Here is a 20,534-nt window from a genome sequence, read left to right as displayed (position 1 = left end):
ATTTATCTGTCCGGGCTCGGGAGTTTACAAAGTCGCTGGCAGTTGTTAACAACGCTGAAACGCTTGCTGTCCGGAGCTCAGGGGCAAAATCACTTCCGGCAGTGTAATAAAAAAAGCTCCGCGGGTGAATCCACGCGGAGCTTAAAATTTAAATATTATTCCACTAGCTGTGTTAGATCATGTTACCGGTAAAATAACACTTTCGGGCTAGCGGATTATCTTACTCAAACTCGTTCCAGGAGCGGCCATCGCGGGTGATCATTGCCACCGACGCGACCGGCCCCCAGGTGCCCGCCTGATACGGTTTTGGCGCATCCTGATCGGCAGCCCAGGCTTCGGTGATGGAGTCGACCCACTTCCACGCCTCTTCCACTTCATCGCGGCGCACGAACAGCGCCTGAATACCGCGCATGGTTTCCAGCAGCAGACGCTCGTAAGCATCGGCCAGGTGCGTCTGGTTGAAGGTTTCGGAGTAGCTCAGATCCAGCTTGGTGGTCTGCAGGTTGTGTTTATGATCCAGGCCCGGCACTTTGTTCAGGATCTGGATATCCACGCCTTCGTCCGGCTGCAGACGAATGGTCAGTTTGTTCTGCGGCAGCTCCTGCCAGGACTCTTTGAACAGGTTCAGTTCAGGGTTTTTGAAGTAGACGACAACTTCGGAACATTTGGTCGGCAGACGTTTACCGGTACGCAGGTAGAACGGCACGCCCGCCCAGCGCCAGTCGTCGATATCCACGCGGATCGCCACGAACGTCTCGGTATTGCTGGACTTGTTCGCGCCCTCTTCTTCCAGGTAGCCAGGCACTTTCTTGCCCTGCGCAAACCCGGCGGTGTACTGACCGCGGACGGTCTTCTCGCGCACGTTGGAGCGGTCGATGCGGCGCAGCGACTTCAGCACCTTCACTTTGGCGTCGCGGATGCTGTCCGCCGTTAAGTCTGACGGTGGAGACATGGCAATCATGCACAGAATTTGCAGCAGGTGGTTCTGGATCATGTCGCGCATCTGACCGGCCTGGTCAAAGTAACCCCAGCGACCTTCAATTCCCACCTCTTCCGCCACGGTGATTTCCACGTGGTCGATAGTGCGGTTGTCCCAGTTATTCACGAACAGGGAGTTCGCAAAACGCAGCGCCAGCAGGTTCAGCACCGTCTCTTTACCGAGATAGTGGTCGATACGGTAAACCTGGCACTCTTCAAAGAACTCGCCCACCTGGTCGTTGATTTCACGCGAAGTTGCCAGAGAGGTACCCAGCGGCTTCTCCATCACAACGCGCGCCGGTTTGGCGTTCAGTTTGGCTTCGCCGAGGCCTTTGCAGATGGCGCCAAAGGTGCTTGGCGGCATGGCGAAATAGTTAATGGTGACACGATTTTTCTGGTCCAGCATCGCGCCCAGGCGGCTAAACGCGCTGACGTCATTGACGTCCAGGTTGCAGAAATCGAGACGTCCGCTCAGGGTATCCCACAAACTTTCATCAATTTTTTCCTTCATGAAAGTTTCGAGCGCCTCGCGGACGACTTTGGTATAAGCGTCCTTGTCCCAGTCGGCGCGCCCTACGCCCAGGATGCGGGTATCCGGGTGAATTTGGCCCGCTTTCTCCAGTTGATACAGGGAAGGCAGCAATTTTCGGCGTGCAAGATCGCCTTTCGCGCCGAAAATGACCAGGTCACATGCCTGGGCTGTTTGCGTTACCGCCATGTCATTCTCCTCAGTTGGATCACCTGGTACTTCTGCCAGGTATCGTTGTAATTTTATTACAATGCACTGTACTGCTTTTACGTCATTCCCGAAACCATTAGCGCTTATCGTCGCGTGCGATACCGTGATTTTTCCCCCTCTGGAGGATTACGACGGCGCAATGACGCAACAACCGTCGTTTCTTTGCGCAACAGCGTCACAGCAAAACCCGACACCGATCAAGTTATGAAAAAAAACAACAACATTATCTTGTCGAATATTACCCTTTATGGAAGCCACAAGGGTAATATCGGCTAAATCGAATCACGCTTTCATCCATTTATGAAATCGTTTACACCCATGAGCGTCCCGTTAACATGAACATGCTGGAAAAAATCCAGTTTCAACTGGAACACCTTAGCAAATCCGAGCGAAAAGTGGCTGAGGTCATTCTTGCCTCCCCCGCTCAGGCGATTCATTCAAGCATCGCCGCTCTGGCACAGGAAGCGGGTGTGAGCGAACCGACCGTTAATCGCTTTTGCCGCAGCCTGGAAACGCGCGGCTTTCCTGATTTTAAACTGCATCTGGCACAAAGTCTGGCTAACGGCACCCCTTATGTTAATCGTAATGTGGATGAAGACGACAGCGTTGATGCCTATACCGCGAAAATTTTTGAATCGGCTATGGCTTCGCTTGACCACGTCCGTCAGTCTCTGGACATGATTTCCGTAAATCGTGCGGTGGACCTCCTCACCCAGGCCAAGCGGATTGCGTTCTTTGGTCTCGGGTCGTCGGCCGCCGTGGCGCATGACGCCATGAACAAATTTTTCCGCTTCAACGTCCCGGTAATTTATTCCGATGACATTGTCCTGCAACGCATGAGCTGTATGAATTGCAGTGAAGATGACGTCGTGGTGCTGATTTCGCATACCGGCCGCACCAAGAGTCAGGTCGAGCTGGCCCAGCTGGCCCGTGAAAACGATGCCATGGTCATTGCCCTCACCACGGCAGGCACGCCGCTGGCGCGGGAGGCAACGCTGGCGATCACCCTCGACGTGCCGGAAGACACCGACATTTATATGCCGATGGTCTCACGTCTGGCGCAGCTTACGGTGATTGACGTGCTGGCAACCGGTTTTACCTTACGTCGGGGGGCAAAATTCCGGGATAACTTGAAGCGGGTCAAGGAAGCGCTGAAGGAATCGCGTTTTGATAAAGAATTGCTTATAAAGAGCGATGTTCCCTGATAGTTGATAACGAAGACGTAACCAATAATTACGATGTAACGATTTACGGCATTCGGCCCACTCTCCGCTGCCTTGCAGCAGATGAAGGCCGATTCAATGTTCACGCAACACCAAAGTTGTTTCAGTCAACGGAGTATTACATGTCCAGAAGGCTTCGCAGAACCAAGATCGTAACCACCTTAGGCCCGGCCACCGATCGCGATAATAATCTTGAGAAAATTATCGCCGCCGGCGCCAACGTGGTGCGCATGAACTTCTCTCACGGTACGCCAGAAGACCATAAATTACGTGCCGACAAAGTGCGTGAAATCGCAGCAAAACTGGGCCGCCATGTGGCTATCCTCGGCGATTTGCAGGGTCCAAAAATCCGCGTATCGACCTTTAAAGAGGGTAAAGTTTTCCTCAACATCGGCGACAAATTCCTGCTGGATGCCAACCTGGGCAAAGGCGAAGGCGATAAAGAGAAAGTCGGTATTGACTATAAAGGCCTGCCGGCCGACGTGGTGCCTGGCGATATCCTGCTGCTCGACGACGGTCGCGTGCAGCTGAAGGTGCTGGAAGTTCAGGGCATGAAAGTGTTCACCGAAGTCACCGTCGGCGGCCCGCTCTCCAACAATAAGGGCATCAACAAGCTGGGTGGCGGTCTCTCTGCCGAAGCGCTTACCGATAAAGACAAAGCGGACATCGTGACTGCCGCGCAGATTGGCGTCGACTACATGGCCGTCTCCTTCCCGCGCTGCGGCGAAGACCTGAACTATGCGCGTCGCCTGGCGCGTGATGCAGGCTGCGATGCCAAAATCGTCGCCAAAGTTGAACGCGCGGAAGCCGTTTGCGATCAGGATGCCATGGACGACGTGATCCTCGCCTCTGACGTGGTGATGGTTGCGCGCGGTGACCTGGGGGTTGAGATTGGCGACCCTGAGCTGGTCGGCATCCAGAAAGCGCTGATTCGTCGCGCGCGTCAGCTGAACCGCGCGGTGATCACCGCCACTCAGATGATGGAATCGATGATCACCAACCCCATGCCAACCCGTGCAGAAGTCATGGACGTGGCAAACGCCGTGCTGGACGGTACCGATGCGGTAATGCTCTCTGCGGAAACCGCCGCGGGCCAGTATCCGGCAGAAACCGTGGCCGCCATGGCGCGCGTCTGCCTGGGCGCTGAAAAGATCCCAAGCATCAACGTTTCAAAACACCGTCTGGACGTGCAGTTCGACAACGTGGAAGAAGCGATTGCGATGTCTGCGATGTACGCGGCAAACCATCTTAAAGGCGTTACCGCGATCATCACCATGACCGAATCTGGCCGCACCGCGCTGATGACCTCGCGTATCAGCTCCGGTCTGCCGATCTTCGCCATGTCACGTCACGAACGTACCCTCAACCTGACGGCGCTGTACCGCGGCGTGACGCCGGTTCACTTCGACAGCACCAATGACGGCGTAGCTGCCGCGCACGATGCCGTCAACCTGCTGCGCGACAAAGGCTATCTGGTGTCCGGTGATATCGTCATCGTGACCCAGGGCGATGTGATGAGCACCATCGGCTCAACCAACACCACCCGCGTACTCACAGTCGAATAATATCGGTACATCTGCGATCCCCTCTCCCCTATGGGGAGAGGGACAGGGTGAGGGGTGTTTTTTTATTTCCGCGGATAAAGCTCTTTGCGTTTATAGGGCTCTGTTTCACCCGGTTTGCGCGTTTTGAGCAGCTTCAGAATCCACGTGTACTGTTCGGCATGCGGCCCCACCAGGATCTCCACCTCTTCGTTCATGCGACGCGCGATGGTGTGGTCATCCGCGGTGAGCAGATCGTCCATCGGCGGACGAACCTCAATATTCAGGCGATGCGTTTTGCCGTCATAGACCGGGAACAGCGGTATGACGCGGGCACGGCAGACTTTCATCAGGCGGCCAATCGCGGGAAGCGTCGCTTTATAGGTCGCAAAGAAGTCAACAAACTCGCTGTGCTCCGGGCCGTGGTCCTGATCCGGCAGATAGTAGCCCCAGTACCCCTGACGAACCGACTGAATGAAGGGCTTAATGCCGTCGTTACGCGCATGCAAGCGTCCGCCAAAACGACGGCGCACCGTATTCCAGACAAAATCGTAGATTTTATTTCCCTGGTTATGGAACATCGCCGCCATTTTCTGGCCCTGAGACGCCATCAGCATCGCCGGGATATCAACCCCCCAGCCGTGGGGGACAAGGAAAATGACTTTCTCGTCATTGCGACGCATCTCCTCGATGATGTCCAACCCTTTCCAGTCAACGCGATCGACGATTTTATCCGGCCCCTTCAGCGCCAGTTCCGCCATCATCGCCATGGCCTGCGGCGCGGTGGTATACATCTCATCAATGATTGCCTCGCGCTCGGCGTCGCTTTTTTCAGGAAAACAGTAGTAGAGGTTGATCTGCGCGCGACGGCGGGCGCTCTTGCCTAAGCGTCCGGCCAGGCGGCCAATTTTACCCAGGACAGGATCGCGAACAGGGGCAGGCAGTAACGCCATCCCCGCAAAGGCGTAAACACCAAGCCAGGCGCCCCAGTTTCGCGGATGGCGGAAGGATTTTTCAAACTCAGGAATGTATTCAATATTGTTTTTTTTAGTTTCCATGCTGGATCCAGGGTCTGATGACGCAAAATTTTATTCTGATAGTGTAGCGAGGCAGCCGTCCACGTACAAAAGAAAAAGCCGGCGTCAGTGTGCGCCGGCTTTGTTAACAAAAACAGAGGGCTTAGTTCAGGCTCAGCTGCGGAATCACCTCTTTCACCTGCGCCAGATAATCAGTACGATCTTTACCCGTCAGGCCTTCGGTGCGCGGCAGTTTTGCCGTCAGCGGGTTGACTGCCTGCTGGTTGATCCACACTTCATAGTGCAGGTGCGGGCCGGTAGAGCGTCCGGTATTGCCGGAGATCGCGATACGGTCGCCCCGCTTCACCTTCTGGCCCGGTTTGACCAGCAGCTTACGCAGGTGCATATAGCGGGTCGTGTAAGTACGGCCATGACGTACCGCGACATAGTATCCGGCGGCTCCGCTCCGTTTGGCCACGACCACTTCACCATCCCCAACCGCCAGTACCGGCGTACCCTGCGGCATAGCAAAGTCCACGCCACGGTGCGGCGCGACGCGCCCGGTGACCGGGTTCAGACGACGCGGGTTAAAGTTGGAGGAGACGCGGAACTGTTTCGCCGTTGGGAAGCGCAGGAAGCCTTTTGCAAGACCCGTCCCGCTGCGGTCGTAGAACTTACCGTCTTCGGCACGAATCGCGTAGTAATCTTTGCCCTCAGAGCGCAGACGCACGCCCAGCAGCTGGCTCTGCTCGCGCTTGCCGTCCAGCATTTCGCGGGACATCAGGACGGAGAACTCATCGCCCTTCTTCAGCTTGCGGAAATCCATCTGCCATTGCATGGCTTTGATCACCGAACTGATTTCAGCGCTGGTGAGGCCTGCATCGCGCGCGCTGGAGACAAAGCTCGCGCCCACGGTGCCCTTCAGAACGCTGTTCACCCAGTCGCCCTTCTGCATTTCGCTGGTCATCTTGAAACCGTTTGCAGTGCGATCGTAGGTGCGGGTTTCGCGGCGGGACATTTCCCAGGTCAGACGCTGGAGATCCCCATCGGCCGTTAATGTCCAGGAGAGCTGCTGCCCGATTTTCAGGTTACGCAGATCTTTATCCGCCGCCGCCAGCTGGCTGATATTGCCCATGTCGATGCCGTACTGGTTCAGGACGCTGCTCAGGGTATCGCCGGTAGACACCACGTATTCGTGAATACCCGCTTCGTTCTCGGTTTTATCGTCCAGCTCATCCTGCGGGATGGCTTCATCTTCCTGAGCCGCCTGGTCGATAGGCTCACTGGCTTCAGGCAGTAAAGAACGGATTTCGCTCTTTTCAAGCTCAATGGTTTTGATGATAGGGGCAGAACTCGGGTGGTAAACATAGGGCCGCCAGACGGCGACCGCTAAGGTGAGTACTGTAAGCGACCCCAGCATAACGCGGTGGGGTCGAGGCAGATTGTTAAATGCCAGGGCGACAGAGCGGGCTATCTGTTGCACGTATTCACTTCCTCGTTAATCTCCTTTCAGGCAGCTCGCATACTGGTTCGCCAGTTGGCTGAGGAACTGCGAATAGCTCGCTTTGCTCAACTGGATATTCGTACCTAGCGGGTCAAGGGTTCCCATGCGCACGGACGTTCCCCTGGCCACGGCTTCTACGACCGCTGGCCTGAACTGTGGCTCAGCAAAAACGCATGTCGCTTTTTGCTCAACCAGCTGTGTTCTGATTTCATGTAAACGCTGCGCACCAGGCTGAATTTCAGGGTTGACGGTAAAGTGCCCCAGCGGGGTCAAACCGTAGTGTTTTTCGTAATAGCCGTAGGCGTCATGAAAAACGAAATACCCTTTACCTTTCAGCGGTGCGAGCTCATTACCCACCTGCTTATCGGTTGCGGCTAATTGTGCCTCAAAATCCTTCAGGTTGGCGTCAAGCCTGGCTCGACTTTGCGGCATAAGTTCCACTAATTTGTCATGGATTGCAACCGCTGAAAGCCGCGCTATCTCTGGGGATAACCAAAGATGCATGTTGTACTCGCCGTGATGGTGATCGCCATCACCTTTTTCACCCTCAGCAGCATGATGGTCATGTTCGTCACCGTCGTCATCCGCCCCTTTCATGAGCAACGGTTTCACGCCGGGGAGTTCAGCAATCGCGACCTGCTTTTCGGCCGTCACCTGTTTTGCTGACTTCTGCATAAACGCTTCCATTTCCGGACCAATCCAGACGACTAAGTCCGCGTTTTGTAAGCGCTTTACGTCTGACGGACGCAGGGAATAGTCATGCTCGGATGCCCCATCCGGGAGCAGAACCTGGGTTTCCGTTACCCCGTCGGCAATGGCCGACGCGATGAAGCCAAGTGGTTTAAGCGAAGCGACAACCGCAGCGTTAACATCTTGTGCGGTTGTACCCCAAAGGGCAGCGGATAATGCTGCGAAAAGAAGCGTATTTTTATGTAACATAATGCGACTAATCATCGTAGTGAATGCGTGGAATGTGATATTATAACATTCGTTGACTTCTTCAAGCTTAAAATGACATGACGACATTGGTTTCTCTTGAAAATATTTCGGTCTCATTTGGCCAGCGCCGCGTCCTCTCTGACGTGTCGCTCGATCTGAAGCCAGGAAAAATTCTGACGCTGCTCGGCCCTAATGGCGCGGGCAAATCCACGCTGGTGCGCGTTGTGCTGGGTCTGGTCGCCCCCGACGAAGGTGTGATCAAGCGCGAGGAAAAACTGCGTATCGGCTATGTGCCGCAAAAACTGCACCTCGACGCCACGCTGCCGCTTACGGTCAGCCGTTTTTTGCGCCTGCGCCCCGGCACGCGGAAAGCGGATATTCTCCCCGCGCTGAAGCGCGTGCAGGCGGGTCATCTTATTGATGCCCCGCTGCAAAAGCTGTCCGGCGGTGAAACGCAGCGCGTTTTGCTCGCCCGCGCCCTGCTCAGCAGCCCGCAGCTGCTGGTGCTGGATGAGCCGACTCAGGGTGTGGATGTAAATGGACAGGTTGCGCTTTATGACCTGATCGACCAGCTGCGTCGCGAGCTTGATTGCGCGGTGCTGATGGTGTCCCACGATCTGCATCTGGTGATGGCAAAAACCGACGAAGTGCTGTGTCTCAACCACCATATCTGCTGCTCCGGCACGCCAGAAGTGGTGTCAATGCACCCGGAATTTATCTCCATGTTCGGCCCTCGCGGCGCTGAGCAGCTCGGCATTTATCGCCATCATCATAATCATCGCCATGATTTGCAGGGACGAATCGTACTGCGTCGGGGAAACGGACACTCATGATTGAACTGTTACTGCCCGGCTGGCTGGCCGGGATTATGCTTGCCTGCGCCGCGGGCCCGCTCGGCTCTTTTGTGGTATGGCGCAGAATGTCTTACTTCGGCGATACTCTGGCGCACGCGTCGCTGCTGGGCGTGGCGTTTGGCCTGCTGCTGAACGTTAACCCGTTCTACGCGGTCATTGTCGTCACGCTGCTGCTGGCGGCCGGGCTGGTTTGGCTCGAAAAGCGCCCTCACCTCGCCATTGATACGCTGCTTGGCATTATGGCGCACAGCGCCCTGTCGCTGGGCCTTGTTGTGGTCAGCCTGATGTCGAACATCCGCGTGGATCTGATGGCCTACCTCTTCGGTGACCTGCTGGCCGTGACGCCGGAAGATCTTATCGCTATCGCCATTGGCGTACTGGTGGTACTCGCTATTCTGCTCTGGCAGTGGCGTAACCTGCTGGCGATGACCGTTAGCCCCGACCTGGCCTTTGTCGACGGCGTGAAGCTGCAGCGGGTTAAGCTGCTGCTGATGCTGGTGACGGCGTTAACCATTGGCGTGGCGATGAAGTTTGTCGGGGCGCTGATTATTACCTCGCTGCTGATCATCCCTGCCGCTACGGCGCGTCGTTTTGCCCGTACCCCTGAGCAGATGGCCGGTGTGGCCGTGATTGTCGGCATGATTGCGGTAACGGGGGGGTTAACCTTCTCGGCGTTCTACGACACGCCTGCGGGGCCGTCCGTGGTGCTCAGTGCGGCGGTGCTGTTTATCTTCAGCATGATGAAGAAGACCGCGCAGTAGCGGGTATGTCCCCGGTGGCGCTTCGCTTACCGGGGCTACGAAGACCAAATTGTAGGCCGGGTAAGGCGTAGCCGTCACCCGGCATTATTTACGGCATTGCCGGTGGCGTAATGCCGAAATGATTCCACGCCCGCACCGTTGCCATACGGCCACGCGGCGTGCGCTGCAGGAAGCCCTGTTGGATCAGATACGGCTCCAGCACGTCCTCAATCGTCTCACGCTCTTCCCCAATTGCCGCTGCCAGGTTATCCAGCCCGACCGGGCCGCCAAAGAACTTGTCCAGCACCGCCAGCAGCAGCTTACGGTCCATATAGTCAAAGCCTTCGGCATCGACGTTCAGCATATCCAGCGCCTGGGCGGCGATTTCGGCGGAAATCGAGCCATCGTGCTTCACTTCGGCAAAGTCACGCACGCGGCGCAGCAGGCGGTTGGCGATACGCGGCGTACCGCGGGAACGCTTCGCTACTTCAAACGCGCCCTCTTCGCTCATTTCCAGCCCCATATAGCGGGCGCTTCGGCCAACGATATGCTGGAGATCCGCTACCTGGTAAAACTCGAGGCGCTGCACGATACCGAAACGGTCGCGCAGCGGAGAGGTCAACGATCCTGCGCGGGTGGTGGCGCCAATCAGGGTAAACGGCGGCAGATCGATCTTGATGGAGCGCGCGGCCGGCCCTTCGCCGATCATGATATCCAGCTGGTAATCTTCCATCGCCGGATAGAGCACTTCCTCCACCACCGGTGACAGGCGGTGGATCTCATCGATAAACAGCACGTCATGCGGCTCGAGGTTGGTCAGCATCGCCGCGAGATCGCCCGCCTTCTCCAGCACCGGACCGGAGGTGGTGCGCAGATTGACGCCCATTTCATTGGCGACGATATTTGCCAGGGTGGTTTTTCCTAAGCCCGGCGGGCCAAAAATCAGCAGGTGATCGAGCGCATCGCCGCGCAGCTTTGCCGCCTGGATAAAAATCTCCATCTGGGAACGAACCTGCGGCTGGCCGATATACTCATCAAGCAGCTTTGGGCGAATCGCGCGATCCACCACGTCTTCTGCCTGAATTGTGCCTGCCGACACCAGGCGGTCTGCTTCAATCATCCTTTACCTCACAATGCAGCGCGCAGCGCTTCGCGAATCAGGGTTTCACTGCTGGCGTCCGGTTTGGCAATTTTACTCACCATGCGGCTCGCCTCCTGAGGTTTATAGCCCAGCGCCACCAGCGCGGCAACCGCTTCCTGCTCGGCGTCATCATCCGTCGCAGGCGCACCCGGCGAGGTCAGCACCAGATCGGCCGCCGGCGTGAACAGATCCCCATGCAGGCCTTTGAAGCGGTCCTTCATCTCGACAATCAGGCGCTCTGCCGTTTTCTTGCCGATGCCAGGAAGCTTAATCAGCGCCGCAGGATCTTCACGCTCAACGGCATTCACAAACTGTGGCGCAGACATGCCGGACAGGATCGCCAGCGCCAGCTTTGGCCCCACGCCGTTGGTTTTAATCAGCTCGCGAAACAGGGTGCGTTCCTGTTTGTTGTTGAAGCCGTACAGCAGCTGAGCATCTTCACGTACCACAAACTGAGTAAAGACAATCGCCTCTTTGCCCGCGTCCGGCAGCTCGTAGAAGCAGGTCATTGGCATATGGACTTCATAGCCCACGCCACCCACTTCCAGCAGCACTAACGGGGGTTGTTTTTCAATGATGATGCCTCTGAGTCTGCCTATCACGTGACGCTCCTGCGTTCTGGAAATTTTTTGACTTGCGACATAATAAAAAAAGGCTGGATGTTTATCCAGCCTGATTTGTCATTATCGTAACCTGCCTCGCGCCAGATTGAGCCGCGACTCGCTCATTTGCATCGCGTTCTGGCTGACGTGGCAGTGGGTGATCGCAATCGCCAGCGCGTCGGCGGCGTCGGCCTGCGGGTTTGCAGGGAGCTTCAGCAGGGTACGCACCATGTGCTGCACCTGGCTTTTTTCCGCGCTACCAATGCCCACCACCGTCTGCTTGACCTGCCTTGCCGCGTATTCAAATACCGGCAAATCCTGGTTCACCGCAGCGACGATGGCGACGCCGCGCGCCTGACCGAGCTTGAGCGCCGAGTCGGCGTTTTTCGCCATAAAGACCTGCTCGATGGCGAAATAGTCCGGCTGAAACTGGGTGATGATCTCCGACACGCCCGCATAGATAAGCTTCAGGCGCGACGGCAGATCGTCGACTTTAGTGCGAATACAGCCACTGCCCAGGTAGGTTAACTGGCGTCCCACCTGACGGATAACGCCATAACCGGTGACGCGTGAGCCTGGGTCAATCCCGAGAATAATCGACATCACGCGTCTCCCGTAAACGGCTTATACGCTCTCATCAGAGAGTCGCTGCAACCTCATCAGAGATTTCACCGTTGTGATACACTTCCTGCACGTCGTCGCAGTCTTCGAGCATGTCGATCAGACGCAGCAGTTTCGGTGCCGTTTCCGCATCCATGTCCGCTTTGGTGGACGGGATCATAGACACTTCAGCGTTGTCCGCTTTCAGACCTGCGGCTTCCAGCGCATCGCGCACGGCACCCATTTCTTCCCACGCGGTGTAGACGTCGATTGCACCGTCGTCGAAGGTCACGACGTCTTCGGCACCGGCTTCCAGCGCCGCTTCCATGATCGCATCTTCGTCGCCCTTCTCGAAGGAGATGACGCCTTTTTTGCTGAACAGATAAGCTACAGAACCGTCGGTACCCAGGTTGCCACCGGTTTTGGTGAACGCGTGACGCACTTCGGCAACGGTACGGTTACGGTTGTCGGAAAGACACTCAACCATCACCGCCGTACCGCCAGGGCCGTAACCTTCATAAATGATGGTTTCCATGTTCGCGTCTTCATCACCGCCCACGCCGCGTGCGATGGCACGGTTCAGGGTGTCACGCGTCATGTTGTTAGACAGCGCTTTATCCACCGCCGCGCGCAGACGCGGGTTAGACGCCGGGTCGCCGCCGCCCAGACGCGCTGCTGTCACCAGCTCGCGAATGATTTTGGTAAAGATTTTACCGCGTTTGGCATCCTGTGCCGCTTTACGGTGTTTGGTGTTGGCCCACTTACTATGACCTGCCATAAAAAGTTCTCCAAAAATCGCGCCTTCTCAGGCAGCGTTAATTACAAATTCTTCAATCGCCTGCCGGTTGCTCCACGACTTGGTCAGTGCGGCGGCGTCCGCCGCATTCACCCAGCGGTAGGTCAGGTGTTCGGTAAACACGATCTCCCGTTCATGGGGGAGCGCGAGACAGAACCACGACTCCGTATTGCGCTCGGTACCCGGCGCGTAGCGATGACGTAAATGGCTAAAAATTTCAAACTCCACCGTGCGCTGACAGTCCTTCAGGGTCAGTTGCTCGCGGGCAACGTCAATGGCGACCTCTTCCTTTACTTCACGCGCGGCGGCCTGCGGCGCGGTCTCCCCCTCCTCCAGACTGCCGGTAACCGACTGCCAGAATTCAGGGTCATCGCGCCGCTGCAACATCAGCACCCGCTTCGTGTCTTCTGCATAAATGACCACCAGGACCGAAACGGGGAGCTTATATGTCATATCAGTTTTTCTCTTCCTTCTTCACCACTTCAATGCCCAGCTCGGCCAGAGCGGCCGGGTTGGCAAAGCTTGGCGCTTCGGTCATCAGACAGGCTGCGGCAGTGGTTTTCGGGAAGGCGATAACGTCACGGATGTTATCGGTGCCGGTCAGCAGCATGGTCAGACGGTCAAGGCCGAACGCCAGACCCGCATGCGGCGGCGTACCGTATTTCAGGGCGTCCAGCAGGAAGCCGAACTTCTCGCGCTGCTCCTGCTCGTTGATGCCCAGGATGCCGAACACGGTCTGCTGCATTTCACCGCTGTGAATACGCACGGAACCGCCGCCCACTTCGTAGCCGTTAATCACCATGTCGTAAGCATTCGCAACCGCATCTTCCGGAGACGCTTTCAGCTCTGCCGCCGTCATCTCTTTTGGCGAGGTGAACGGGTGGTGCATCGCGGTCAGGCCGCCTTCGCCGTCGTCTTCAAACATCGGGAAGTCGATAACCCACAGCGGCGCCCATTTGGTTTCGTCGGTCAGGCTCAGATCTTTGCCGAGCTTCAGACGCAGCGCGCCCATCGCATCGGCAACGACCTTCTTGTTGTCCGCGCCGAAGAAGATCATGTCACCGTCCTGCGCGCCGGTGCGCTCAAGGATGGCTTCCACGATCTCTGCGTTCAGGAATTTCGCAACCGGGCTGGTAATGCCTTCCAGACCTTTCGCACGCTCGGTCACTTTAATATAGGCCAGACCTTTCGCGCCGTAGATCTTGATGAAGTTGCCGTAGTCGTCGATCTGCTTGCGGCTCAGGGCGGCACCGCCCGGCACGCGCAGGGCCGCCACGCGGCCTTTCGGATCGTTAGCCGGGCCCGCAAACACGGCAAACTCAACGGCTTTCACCAGGTCTGCTACGTCCACCAGCTCCATCGGGTTACGCAGGTCTGGCTTGTCGGAGCCGTAGCGACGCTCGGCTTCGGCGAAGGTCATGATCGGGAAATCGCCCAGCTCGACGCCTTTCACGTCGTTCCACAGGCTGCGCACCAGCGCTTCCATCACCTCACGCACCTGCTCGGCGGTCATGAAGGAGGTTTCCACATCAATCTGGGTAAATTCTGGCTGGCGGTCAGCGCGCAGGTCTTCGTCGCGGAAGCACTTAACGATCTGATAGTAGCGATCGAAGCCGGACATCATCAGCAGCTGTTTGAACAGCTGTGGAGACTGCGGCAGCGCGTAGAATTTGCCTTTATGGACGCGGGATGGGACCAGGTAATCGCGCGCGCCTTCCGGCGTGGCTTTGGTCAGCATCGGGGTTTCGATGTCGAGGAAACCGTGGTCATCCATAAAGCGACGCACCAGGCTGGTGATTTTCGCGCGGGTTTTCAGGCGCTGGGCCATTTCCGGGCGACGCAGATCCAGGTAGCGGTATTTCAGACGCGCTTCTTCGGTGTTGACGTGGTTGGAGTCCAGCGGCAGCGCTTCTGCACGGTTGATGATAACCAGATCGGACGCCAGCACTTCAATGGCGCCCGTCGCCATGTCGGCGTTAACGTTTTTCTCGTCACGCGCACGCACGGTGCCGGTGACCTGAATGCAGAACTCATTACGCAGTTCAGAGGCCAGCTTCAACGCATCTGCGCGGTCTGGATCGAAGAACACCTGAACGATACCTTCGCGGTCGCGCATATCGATGAAGATAAGGCTACCAAGATCACGACGACGATTGACCCAACCACACAGGGTCACCTGCTGTCCGACGTGGGACTGACGCAGCTGCCCGCAATATTCTGTACGCATGAGATATCCCTTAATTAGCCGCAGGCTGAATGTCGCCTGGTATGCAGGCTACTATGTCGCAGCTTTCTGTATGTCACAACTGGATGAAAAAAGGCGGCTATTATACTGGAAATTCCGCCGGACGATAAGAGTGAAGCGCGCTCTGACGCTCGTTTGCTGCACGCTTATTGCGTATTCTCACAAAAATTAACAAAATTATCCGCCCAGGAACAGGCCATCACATCGTATGGTGTCCGGAAGTGGTTCATTTAACGGGAGTAACGATGTTAACACTTGATGCCAGTAAAACCGCGCTTGTCGTGATTGATTTACAGGAAGGCATTCTGCCCTTTGCCGGTGGTCCGCATACCGCGCCTGACGTGGTCAGTCGCGCCGCTCGCCTGGCGGAAACCTGTCGTGCCAGCGGTGCGCCTGTTGTCATGGTGCGCGTCGGCTGGTCTGCGGATTTCGCCGAGGCGTTAAAACAGCCCGTGGATGCCCAGGCGCCTGCTCATGCCCTACCGGAAAACTGGTGGACGTACCCCGCCGCGCTCGGTAAACGCGACAGCGACATCGAAGTGACGAAACGCCAGTGGGGCGCCTTCTACGGAACCGACCTGGAATTACAGCTCCGCCGTCGCGGTATCGACACGATTATCCTGTGCGGCATTTCCACCAACATCGGCGTGGAGTCTACCGCCCGCAACGCGTGGGAGCTGGGCTTTAATCTGGTGATTGCTGAAGATGCCTGCAGCGCGGCCTCCGCGGAACAGCATCAGGGCAGCATGACCCATATCTTCCCGCGCATCGGCCGCGTGCGCAGCACGGATGAGATTATTCGCGCGCTATGATGTACGTGGGCCTTCCCCAGTGGTCGCACCCGAAATGGGTGCGCCTCGGCATCACCAGCCTTGAGGAGTATGCCCGACACTTCAACTGCGTCGAGGGCAACACGACCCTGTACGCGCTGCCCAAAGCCGAGATTGTCGAGCGCTGGCGGGCGCAAACGACGGACGATTTCCGCTTCTGCTTCAAGTTCCCGGCGACCATTTCCCATAACGCCGCGCTGCGTAACTGCGGAGATTTGACCGAAGAATTTTTTGCGCGCATGTCGCCGCTGGCGAACCGCATCGGGCAGTACTGGATCCAGCTACCCGCCACGTTTGGCCCGCGCGATTTGCCCGCGCTCTGGCAGTTCCTGGATGCCCTGCCCCGCGAGTTTACCTACGGCGTGGAGGTCAGGCATGCTGAATTTTTTGCGAAGGGCGAAGCAGAAAAGGCGCTCAACCGCGGCCTGCGTGAGCGTGCCGTTAATCGCGTGATCCTTGATAGCCGCCCGGTGCACAGCGCTGTTCCCCACAGCGAAGCCATCGTTGAAGCGCAGCGTAAAAAGCCGAAGGTGCCGGTCCACGCCGTTGTGACCGCGCAGAACCCGATGGTCAGGTTTATCGGCAGCGATAACATGCAGCAAAATCAGGCGATGTTCGCCGTCTGGCTGCAAACATTAGCGAAATGGGAACACGCCACCACGCCGTATCTCTTTTTGCACACCCCGGATATCGCCCAGGCGCCCGAACTGGTCGATGCTCTGTGGCAGGCCTTGCAGGCCGCGGTGCCGTCCGTGGGCAGCGCCCCTGCCATCCCACAACAATCTTCTCTTTTCTGATATCACCCCCTATCATAGTGAAGTGCCATCTGCCAAAAACAGGGAGTTTGTATGGTCAGCGCGCTGTATGCGGTGTTAGGTGCATTACTGCTGATTAAGTTTTCATTTGATGTTGTGCGCCTCAGAACGCTCTACCGCGTCGCTTACGGTGACGGCGGATTTTCAGAGCTGCAAAGCGCTATCCGCATTCACGGCAACGCGGTCGAATATATCCCCGCAGCCTTAATCCTGCTGCTTTTTATGGAGATGAATGGCGCAGAAACCTGGATGGTGCACCTCTGTGGTCTGCTTCTTATTGCTGGCCGCCTGATGCATTATTACGGCTTTCACCATCGGTTAATCCGCTGGCGTCGTTCCGGCATGAGCGCGACCTGGTGTTCGCTTTTGCTGATGGTGCTGGCTAACCTCTGGTATATGCCGTGGGAGTTGGTTTTCTCCCTTCATTAGCGCACAATACGCCACTTTATTTTTCCCGGATTTTTACGTTATGTCAGATCGCGACACGCTTTTTTCCGCGCCTATCGCCAGCCTGGGCGACTGGACCTTCGATGAACGGGTAGCCGAAGTCTTCCCGGATATGATCCAGCGCTCTGTTCCCGGTTACTCCAATATTATCTCTATGATCGGCATGCTGGCTGAGCGCTTCGTTCAACCCGGCACGCAGGTCTATGACCTGGGCTGCTCGCTCGGCGCGGCAACGCTGTCGGTTCGTCGTAATATTCACCACGAAGGCTGCCGCATCATTGCCGTCGATAACTCCCCGGCGATGGTTGAGCGCTGCCGTCGCCATATTGACGCCTATAAAGCCCCTGTTCCAGTGGACGTGGTGGAAGGCGATATTCGCGAGATCGAGATTCACAACGCGTCGATGGTGGTGCTGAATTTCACCCTGCAGTTCCTGGTGCCGGAAGACCGCCAGCTGCTGCTGGACAAAATTTATCAGGGGCTGAACCCCGGCGGCGCGCTGGTGCTCTCAGAGAAATTCAGCTTTGAAGATGCCGAGGTTGGCGAACTGCTGTTCAACATGCACCACGACTTCAAGCGGGCGAACGGCTACAGCGAGCTGGAGATCAGCCAGAAGCGCAGCATGCTCGAAAACGTGATGCTGACGGATTCCGTGGAAACCCACAAGGCGCGCCTGAGCAAAGCCGGGTTTGAGCACAGCGAGCTGTGGTTCCAGTGCTTTAACTTTGGCTCTCTGGTGGCGCTGAAGGCGGGGGACGCGGCATGATCGAATTCAGCAACTTCTATCAGCTGATTGCCAAAAACCACCTCTCCCACTGGCTGGAAACCCTGCCCGCGCAGATTGCCGCCTGGCAGCGCGATCAGCAGCACGGCCTGTTAAAGCAGTGGTCAAATGCGGTGGAGTATCTGCCGGAGCTGACCCCGCATCGTCTGGATCTTCTGCACAGCGTCACCGCCGAGAGCGAAGAACCGCTCCCGGCCGGGCAGATCAACCGCATCGAAACGCTGATGCGTAACCTGATGCCGTGGCGCAAAGGGCCGTTCTCGCTCTACGGGGTGAATATCAATACCGAATGGCGCTCGGACTGGAAATGGGATCGCGTTCTGCCTCATCTGTCCGATTTGACCGGTCGCACCATTCTGGACGTGGGCTGCGGCAGCGGTTACCACATGTGGCGCATGATTGGCGCGGGCGCGCATCTGGCGGTCGGCATCGACCCGATGCAGCTGTTCCTGTGTCAGTTTGAAGCGGTACGCAAGCTGCTGGGTAACGACCAGCGCGCGCACCTGCTGCCGCTGGGCATTGAACAGCTCCCGGCCCTGAAGGCGTTTGATACCGTCTTCTCCATGGGCGTGCTGTATCACCGTCGCTCCCCGCTTGAGCACCTGTGGCAGCTGAAGGATCAGCTGGTCAGCGGCGGCGAGCTGGTGCTGGAAACGCTGGTGATTGAGGGCGATGAGCACGCCGTTCTGGTGCCGGGCGATCGCTACGCGCAGATGCGCAACGTTTACTTCATTCCTTCCGCGCTGGCGCTGAAGAACTGGCTGGAGAAGTGCGGCTTTGTGGACGTGCGGATTGCCGACGTCAGCGTGACGTCACTCGAGGAGCAGCGCCGCACCGACTGGATGATCACCGAATCGCTGGAGCAGTTCCTCGACCCGGCCGACCACAGCAAAACCATCGAAGGCTATCCGGCCCCGATGCGTGCGGTGTTGATTGCGACCAAGCCGTAGCCTTTTGCCGGGTGGCGGCTACGCCTTACCCGGCCTACTCTCAACTCGTTTTCTCCAAAATAGTTCAAGTTGCAGCAAGGCGGCCAGCGCGGCTGCGGCTTGAAATATGAAGGAGAAAAAAAGGCCCCTGTTGAAATTGCAGGGGCCTGGTACAAGCAAGCATCATATTGGGCGACATGATGCGCGGTAAAAATCGGTACGTTGCTACACGTGATAGCGCTCAATCAGCGACTTCATTTCCGCAACCGACTCTCCCTCTACGCCGTAGCGTGAATACTCATCCGCTTCAGCATCCGTCGACATTGACAACCCTGTATTGCGATAGCGCATGGGCGAAGGTATCCATTTCCCCGCGGAGCTGTGCAGCTCTTCTACCCCTGCGTTTAAAAACCGTTCCAGATTGCTGGCGCGGACTCCCGCACCCGCCATTATTATTGGAACACCGGAATGTGCTTTTAGTTCCGTAATTAATTGCAGTCCTTTTTCAGCGGACGCCTGTTGGCCCGATGTCAGAACGCGCGCCACGCCAAGTTCTCCAAGCGTTTCAAAGGCCTGAAGCGGATCTTTACACATATCAAATGCGCGATGAAAAGTGACGGCAAGCCCCTCTGCGGCGCGCATAATCTGGCGCATGCGCGGAAGATCGATATTGCCGTCCTCATCCAGCAGACCGGTCACCAGCCCCGGAAACCCCAGATCCCGAACGAGCGCGATATCATCAAGCATGGCACCGAACTCGCCCGCCGTGTAACAAAAATCACCGCCGCGCGGGCGAATAATCGGGTGAACGGGGATCGTGACGGCCTGACGGGCGGCCCTCAGCACGCCGTAAGAAGGCGTCAGCCCGCCCTCTTTGGGTGCCGCGCACAGTTCTATACGGTCAGCCCCGCGTTTTTGCGCGGTCACGGCACACTCCACGCTGTAACAACAAATCTCCAGCAGCGCCATTTAATCCTCCTGAAATCCCACTAAACGAACCATCATGACACGCGGTCCGCTTTCATTCCCCGCGCAAACTCACATCTCTTACGCTTCGCTGGCAACAATCTGCTCAATGGTCCACGGATGAAACTTCACCGTGACCTGCCCGTCCGTGACGGCCAGCGTCGGGTTAGGTAACCGCTCGCGCTCGCCTTTGGGAGCGCTGGTCTTCACGAAAATCCCCGGCTTACTTAAGCCTTCGTCTGAGAGCAGGGCCAGCGCGCGCGCGTTCAACGTCTCCGGCTCGCCCGGCAGGACAATTTCGATATGTTCCCAGCCTTCGTGCGGATAGCGCTTCTCGCCCGGCCACGGCAGTTCCACCACGGTGAATTGCCAGTGGGCTACGTTCACCGGCTCGCGAAGCCTGAACAGGCAGATCGGGCGGCCATTAATCACGTTCTCGGACAGCAGCTCGCCGCACTGCTCGAACCCGCGCCGCCAGCGCTCGGCGGTAGCATTCTGGTGACAGCGCAAAGAGATGTGATCGGCCTCAAGCGGTGCGATATCCAGCCCCAGACGGGTGGCAAGTTCTGTGAACGCCTGGGTGAAGCGCGGTAAATCTGCGGAAATATCATGCAGTTCGTCAATGGATTGCCAGTTCGCCATAAATCACTCTCTTTTCGTCTCGCAAAGCAGCTAATTTACTCTGTTGCCCTGTTTTGACCAACCGCAGAATCCGGCTTTTTGCGACTGCATGATTATGCACGCCTTCACCGCCTGGATTCTGAGCAATCTTCAGGCCCCGCGATGCTGACGCCAGAGGGCATTTGCAGTATACTCCCGCCCTAAATTCTCTAACTGGCGCGGGT

Annotated in this window: 21 protein-coding genes; 9 read left to right on the top strand and 12 right to left on the bottom strand. The window is 57.1% G+C overall.

Features of this window, described 5'->3' with window-relative positions; all coding sequences use genetic code 11:
• Positions 1-220 precede the first annotated feature (220 nt).
• Positions 221-1,696 (bottom strand): glucose-6-phosphate dehydrogenase, encoded by a 1,476-nt coding sequence (gene zwf / locus ACJBF3_RS04700; protein WP_028013613.1) that lies wholly within the window; start codon positions 1,694-1,696, stop codon positions 221-223.
• 356 nt (positions 1,697-2,052) lie between these two features.
• On the opposite strand from zwf, the gene ACJBF3_RS04695 reads away from it, so the two are divergent.
• Both ACJBF3_RS04695 and pyk read left to right on the top strand, forming a co-directional pair.
• Complete coding sequence (locus ACJBF3_RS04695) at positions 2,053-2,922, top strand: MurR/RpiR family transcriptional regulator (protein WP_045326738.1); 870 nt, start codon at positions 2,053-2,055, stop codon at positions 2,920-2,922.
• 140 nt (positions 2,923-3,062) lie between these two features.
• On the top strand, positions 3,063-4,505 hold the full coding sequence (pyk, locus tag ACJBF3_RS04690) for a pyruvate kinase (protein WP_406544764.1): 1,443 nt from the start codon (positions 3,063-3,065) through the stop codon (positions 4,503-4,505).
• Between the two features lie 62 nt (positions 4,506-4,567).
• Here the strand turns inward: pyk and lpxM are convergent, their stop codons facing one another.
• From lpxM to znuA, 3 genes are all read right to left on the bottom strand, one after another.
• Positions 4,568-5,539 carry a lauroyl-Kdo(2)-lipid IV(A) myristoyltransferase gene (gene lpxM / locus ACJBF3_RS04685; protein WP_045326741.1) on the bottom strand — a complete coding sequence of 324 codons (972 nt, stop codon included), beginning with the start codon at positions 5,537-5,539 and terminating at the stop codon, positions 4,568-4,570.
• 121 nt (positions 5,540-5,660) lie between these two features.
• Positions 5,661-6,980, bottom strand: coding sequence for a murein DD-endopeptidase MepM (gene mepM / locus ACJBF3_RS04680; protein ID WP_045326742.1), 1,320 nt, complete (start codon positions 6,978-6,980; stop codon positions 5,661-5,663).
• Positions 6,981-6,995: 15 nt separating this feature from the next.
• Positions 6,996-7,940 (bottom strand): zinc ABC transporter substrate-binding protein ZnuA, encoded by a 945-nt coding sequence (znuA, locus tag ACJBF3_RS04675; protein ID WP_045326864.1) that lies wholly within the window; start codon positions 7,938-7,940, stop codon positions 6,996-6,998.
• 77 nt (positions 7,941-8,017) lie between these two features.
• Between znuA and znuC the strand changes: the two genes are divergently transcribed.
• Together znuC and znuB are read left to right on the top strand one after the other, a co-directional pair.
• On the top strand, positions 8,018-8,773 hold the full coding sequence (znuC, locus tag ACJBF3_RS04670; RefSeq protein ID WP_045326743.1) for a zinc ABC transporter ATP-binding protein ZnuC: 756 nt from the start codon (positions 8,018-8,020) through the stop codon (positions 8,771-8,773).
• Entirely contained in the window at positions 8,770-9,555 is a 786-nt protein-coding gene (znuB, locus tag ACJBF3_RS04665; protein ID WP_045326744.1) for a zinc ABC transporter permease subunit ZnuB, read from the top strand. The genes znuC and znuB overlap by 4 nt, the downstream gene beginning before the upstream one ends.
• Positions 9,556-9,643: 88 nt before the next feature.
• Here znuB and ruvB read toward each other — a convergent pair whose 3' ends face one another.
• The 6 genes from ruvB to aspS all read right to left on the bottom strand — a co-directional run bounded on the left by ruvB (position 9,644) and on the right by aspS (position 14,900).
• Positions 9,644-10,654 carry a Holliday junction branch migration DNA helicase RuvB gene (gene ruvB, locus ACJBF3_RS04660; RefSeq protein ID WP_023336108.1) on the bottom strand — a complete coding sequence of 337 codons (1,011 nt, stop codon included), beginning with the start codon at positions 10,652-10,654 and terminating at the stop codon, positions 9,644-9,646.
• 8 nt (positions 10,655-10,662) lie between these two features.
• Positions 10,663-11,277, bottom strand: a complete 615-nt coding sequence (ruvA, locus tag ACJBF3_RS04655) for a Holliday junction branch migration protein RuvA (protein WP_023617042.1) — start codon at positions 11,275-11,277, stop codon at positions 10,663-10,665.
• Between the two features lie 81 nt (positions 11,278-11,358).
• Complete coding sequence (gene ruvC, locus ACJBF3_RS04650) at positions 11,359-11,880, bottom strand: crossover junction endodeoxyribonuclease RuvC (protein ID WP_003859749.1); 522 nt, start codon at positions 11,878-11,880, stop codon at positions 11,359-11,361.
• Between the two features lie 34 nt (positions 11,881-11,914).
• On the bottom strand, positions 11,915-12,655 hold the full coding sequence (locus ACJBF3_RS04645) for a YebC/PmpR family DNA-binding transcriptional regulator (RefSeq protein ID WP_008500447.1): 741 nt from the start codon (positions 12,653-12,655) through the stop codon (positions 11,915-11,917).
• Between the two features lie 27 nt (positions 12,656-12,682).
• The gene (gene nudB, locus ACJBF3_RS04640) at positions 12,683-13,126 is read right to left on the bottom strand and encodes a dihydroneopterin triphosphate diphosphatase (protein ID WP_008500446.1); all 444 of its coding nucleotides are present in this window, start codon (positions 13,124-13,126) and stop codon (positions 12,683-12,685) included.
• Position 13,127: 1 nt separating this feature from the next.
• Positions 13,128-14,900 (bottom strand): aspartate--tRNA ligase, encoded by a 1,773-nt coding sequence (aspS, locus tag ACJBF3_RS04635; RefSeq protein WP_032641307.1) that lies wholly within the window; start codon positions 14,898-14,900, stop codon positions 13,128-13,130.
• A gap of 263 nt (positions 14,901-15,163) precedes the next feature.
• Here aspS and ACJBF3_RS04630 point away from each other — a divergent pair, with 263 nt between their 5' ends.
• Genes ACJBF3_RS04630 through cmoB form a run of 5 tightly spaced genes read left to right on the top strand, consistent with a single transcriptional unit; the run spans position 15,164 to position 18,744 of the window.
• Positions 15,164-15,730: a hydrolase gene (locus ACJBF3_RS04630; RefSeq protein WP_045326745.1), complete on the top strand. Its 567-nt coding sequence runs from the start codon at positions 15,164-15,166 to the stop codon at positions 15,728-15,730.
• Positions 15,727-16,545, top strand: a complete 819-nt coding sequence (locus tag ACJBF3_RS04625) for a DUF72 domain-containing protein (protein ID WP_045326746.1) — start codon at positions 15,727-15,729, stop codon at positions 16,543-16,545. Before ACJBF3_RS04630 ends, ACJBF3_RS04625 begins: the two co-directional genes overlap by 4 nt.
• Before the next feature lie 51 nt (positions 16,546-16,596).
• Positions 16,597-16,992 carry an MAPEG family protein gene (locus tag ACJBF3_RS04620; RefSeq protein ID WP_045326747.1) on the top strand — a complete coding sequence of 132 codons (396 nt, stop codon included), beginning with the start codon at positions 16,597-16,599 and terminating at the stop codon, positions 16,990-16,992.
• Positions 16,993-17,032: 40 nt separating this feature from the next.
• Positions 17,033-17,776: a carboxy-S-adenosyl-L-methionine synthase CmoA gene (cmoA, locus tag ACJBF3_RS04615; protein ID WP_045326749.1), complete on the top strand. Its 744-nt coding sequence runs from the start codon at positions 17,033-17,035 to the stop codon at positions 17,774-17,776.
• On the top strand, positions 17,773-18,744 hold the full coding sequence (cmoB, locus tag ACJBF3_RS04610) for a tRNA 5-methoxyuridine(34)/uridine 5-oxyacetic acid(34) synthase CmoB (protein ID WP_045326750.1): 972 nt from the start codon (positions 17,773-17,775) through the stop codon (positions 18,742-18,744). Before cmoA ends, cmoB begins: the two co-directional genes overlap by 4 nt.
• A gap of 204 nt (positions 18,745-18,948) precedes the next feature.
• On the opposite strand, the gene cutC is transcribed toward cmoB, so the two are convergent.
• The gene (gene cutC / locus ACJBF3_RS04605) at positions 18,949-19,692 is read right to left on the bottom strand and encodes a copper homeostasis protein CutC (RefSeq protein WP_045326752.1); all 744 of its coding nucleotides are present in this window, start codon (positions 19,690-19,692) and stop codon (positions 18,949-18,951) included.
• 78 nt (positions 19,693-19,770) lie between these two features.
• Positions 19,771-20,331, bottom strand: coding sequence for a VOC family protein (locus tag ACJBF3_RS04600; protein ID WP_045326754.1), 561 nt, complete (start codon positions 20,329-20,331; stop codon positions 19,771-19,773).
• Positions 20,332-20,534 lie beyond the last annotated feature (203 nt).

This window comes from Enterobacter sp. PP-008-ECC_S150, assembly GCF_045257065.1.
GTDB classification, from domain to species: domain Bacteria; phylum Pseudomonadota; class Gammaproteobacteria; order Enterobacterales; family Enterobacteriaceae; genus Enterobacter; species Enterobacter chengduensis.
Note: the sequence above shows the minus strand (reverse complement) of the source record. Positions and strands in the feature narration are given on the sequence as shown.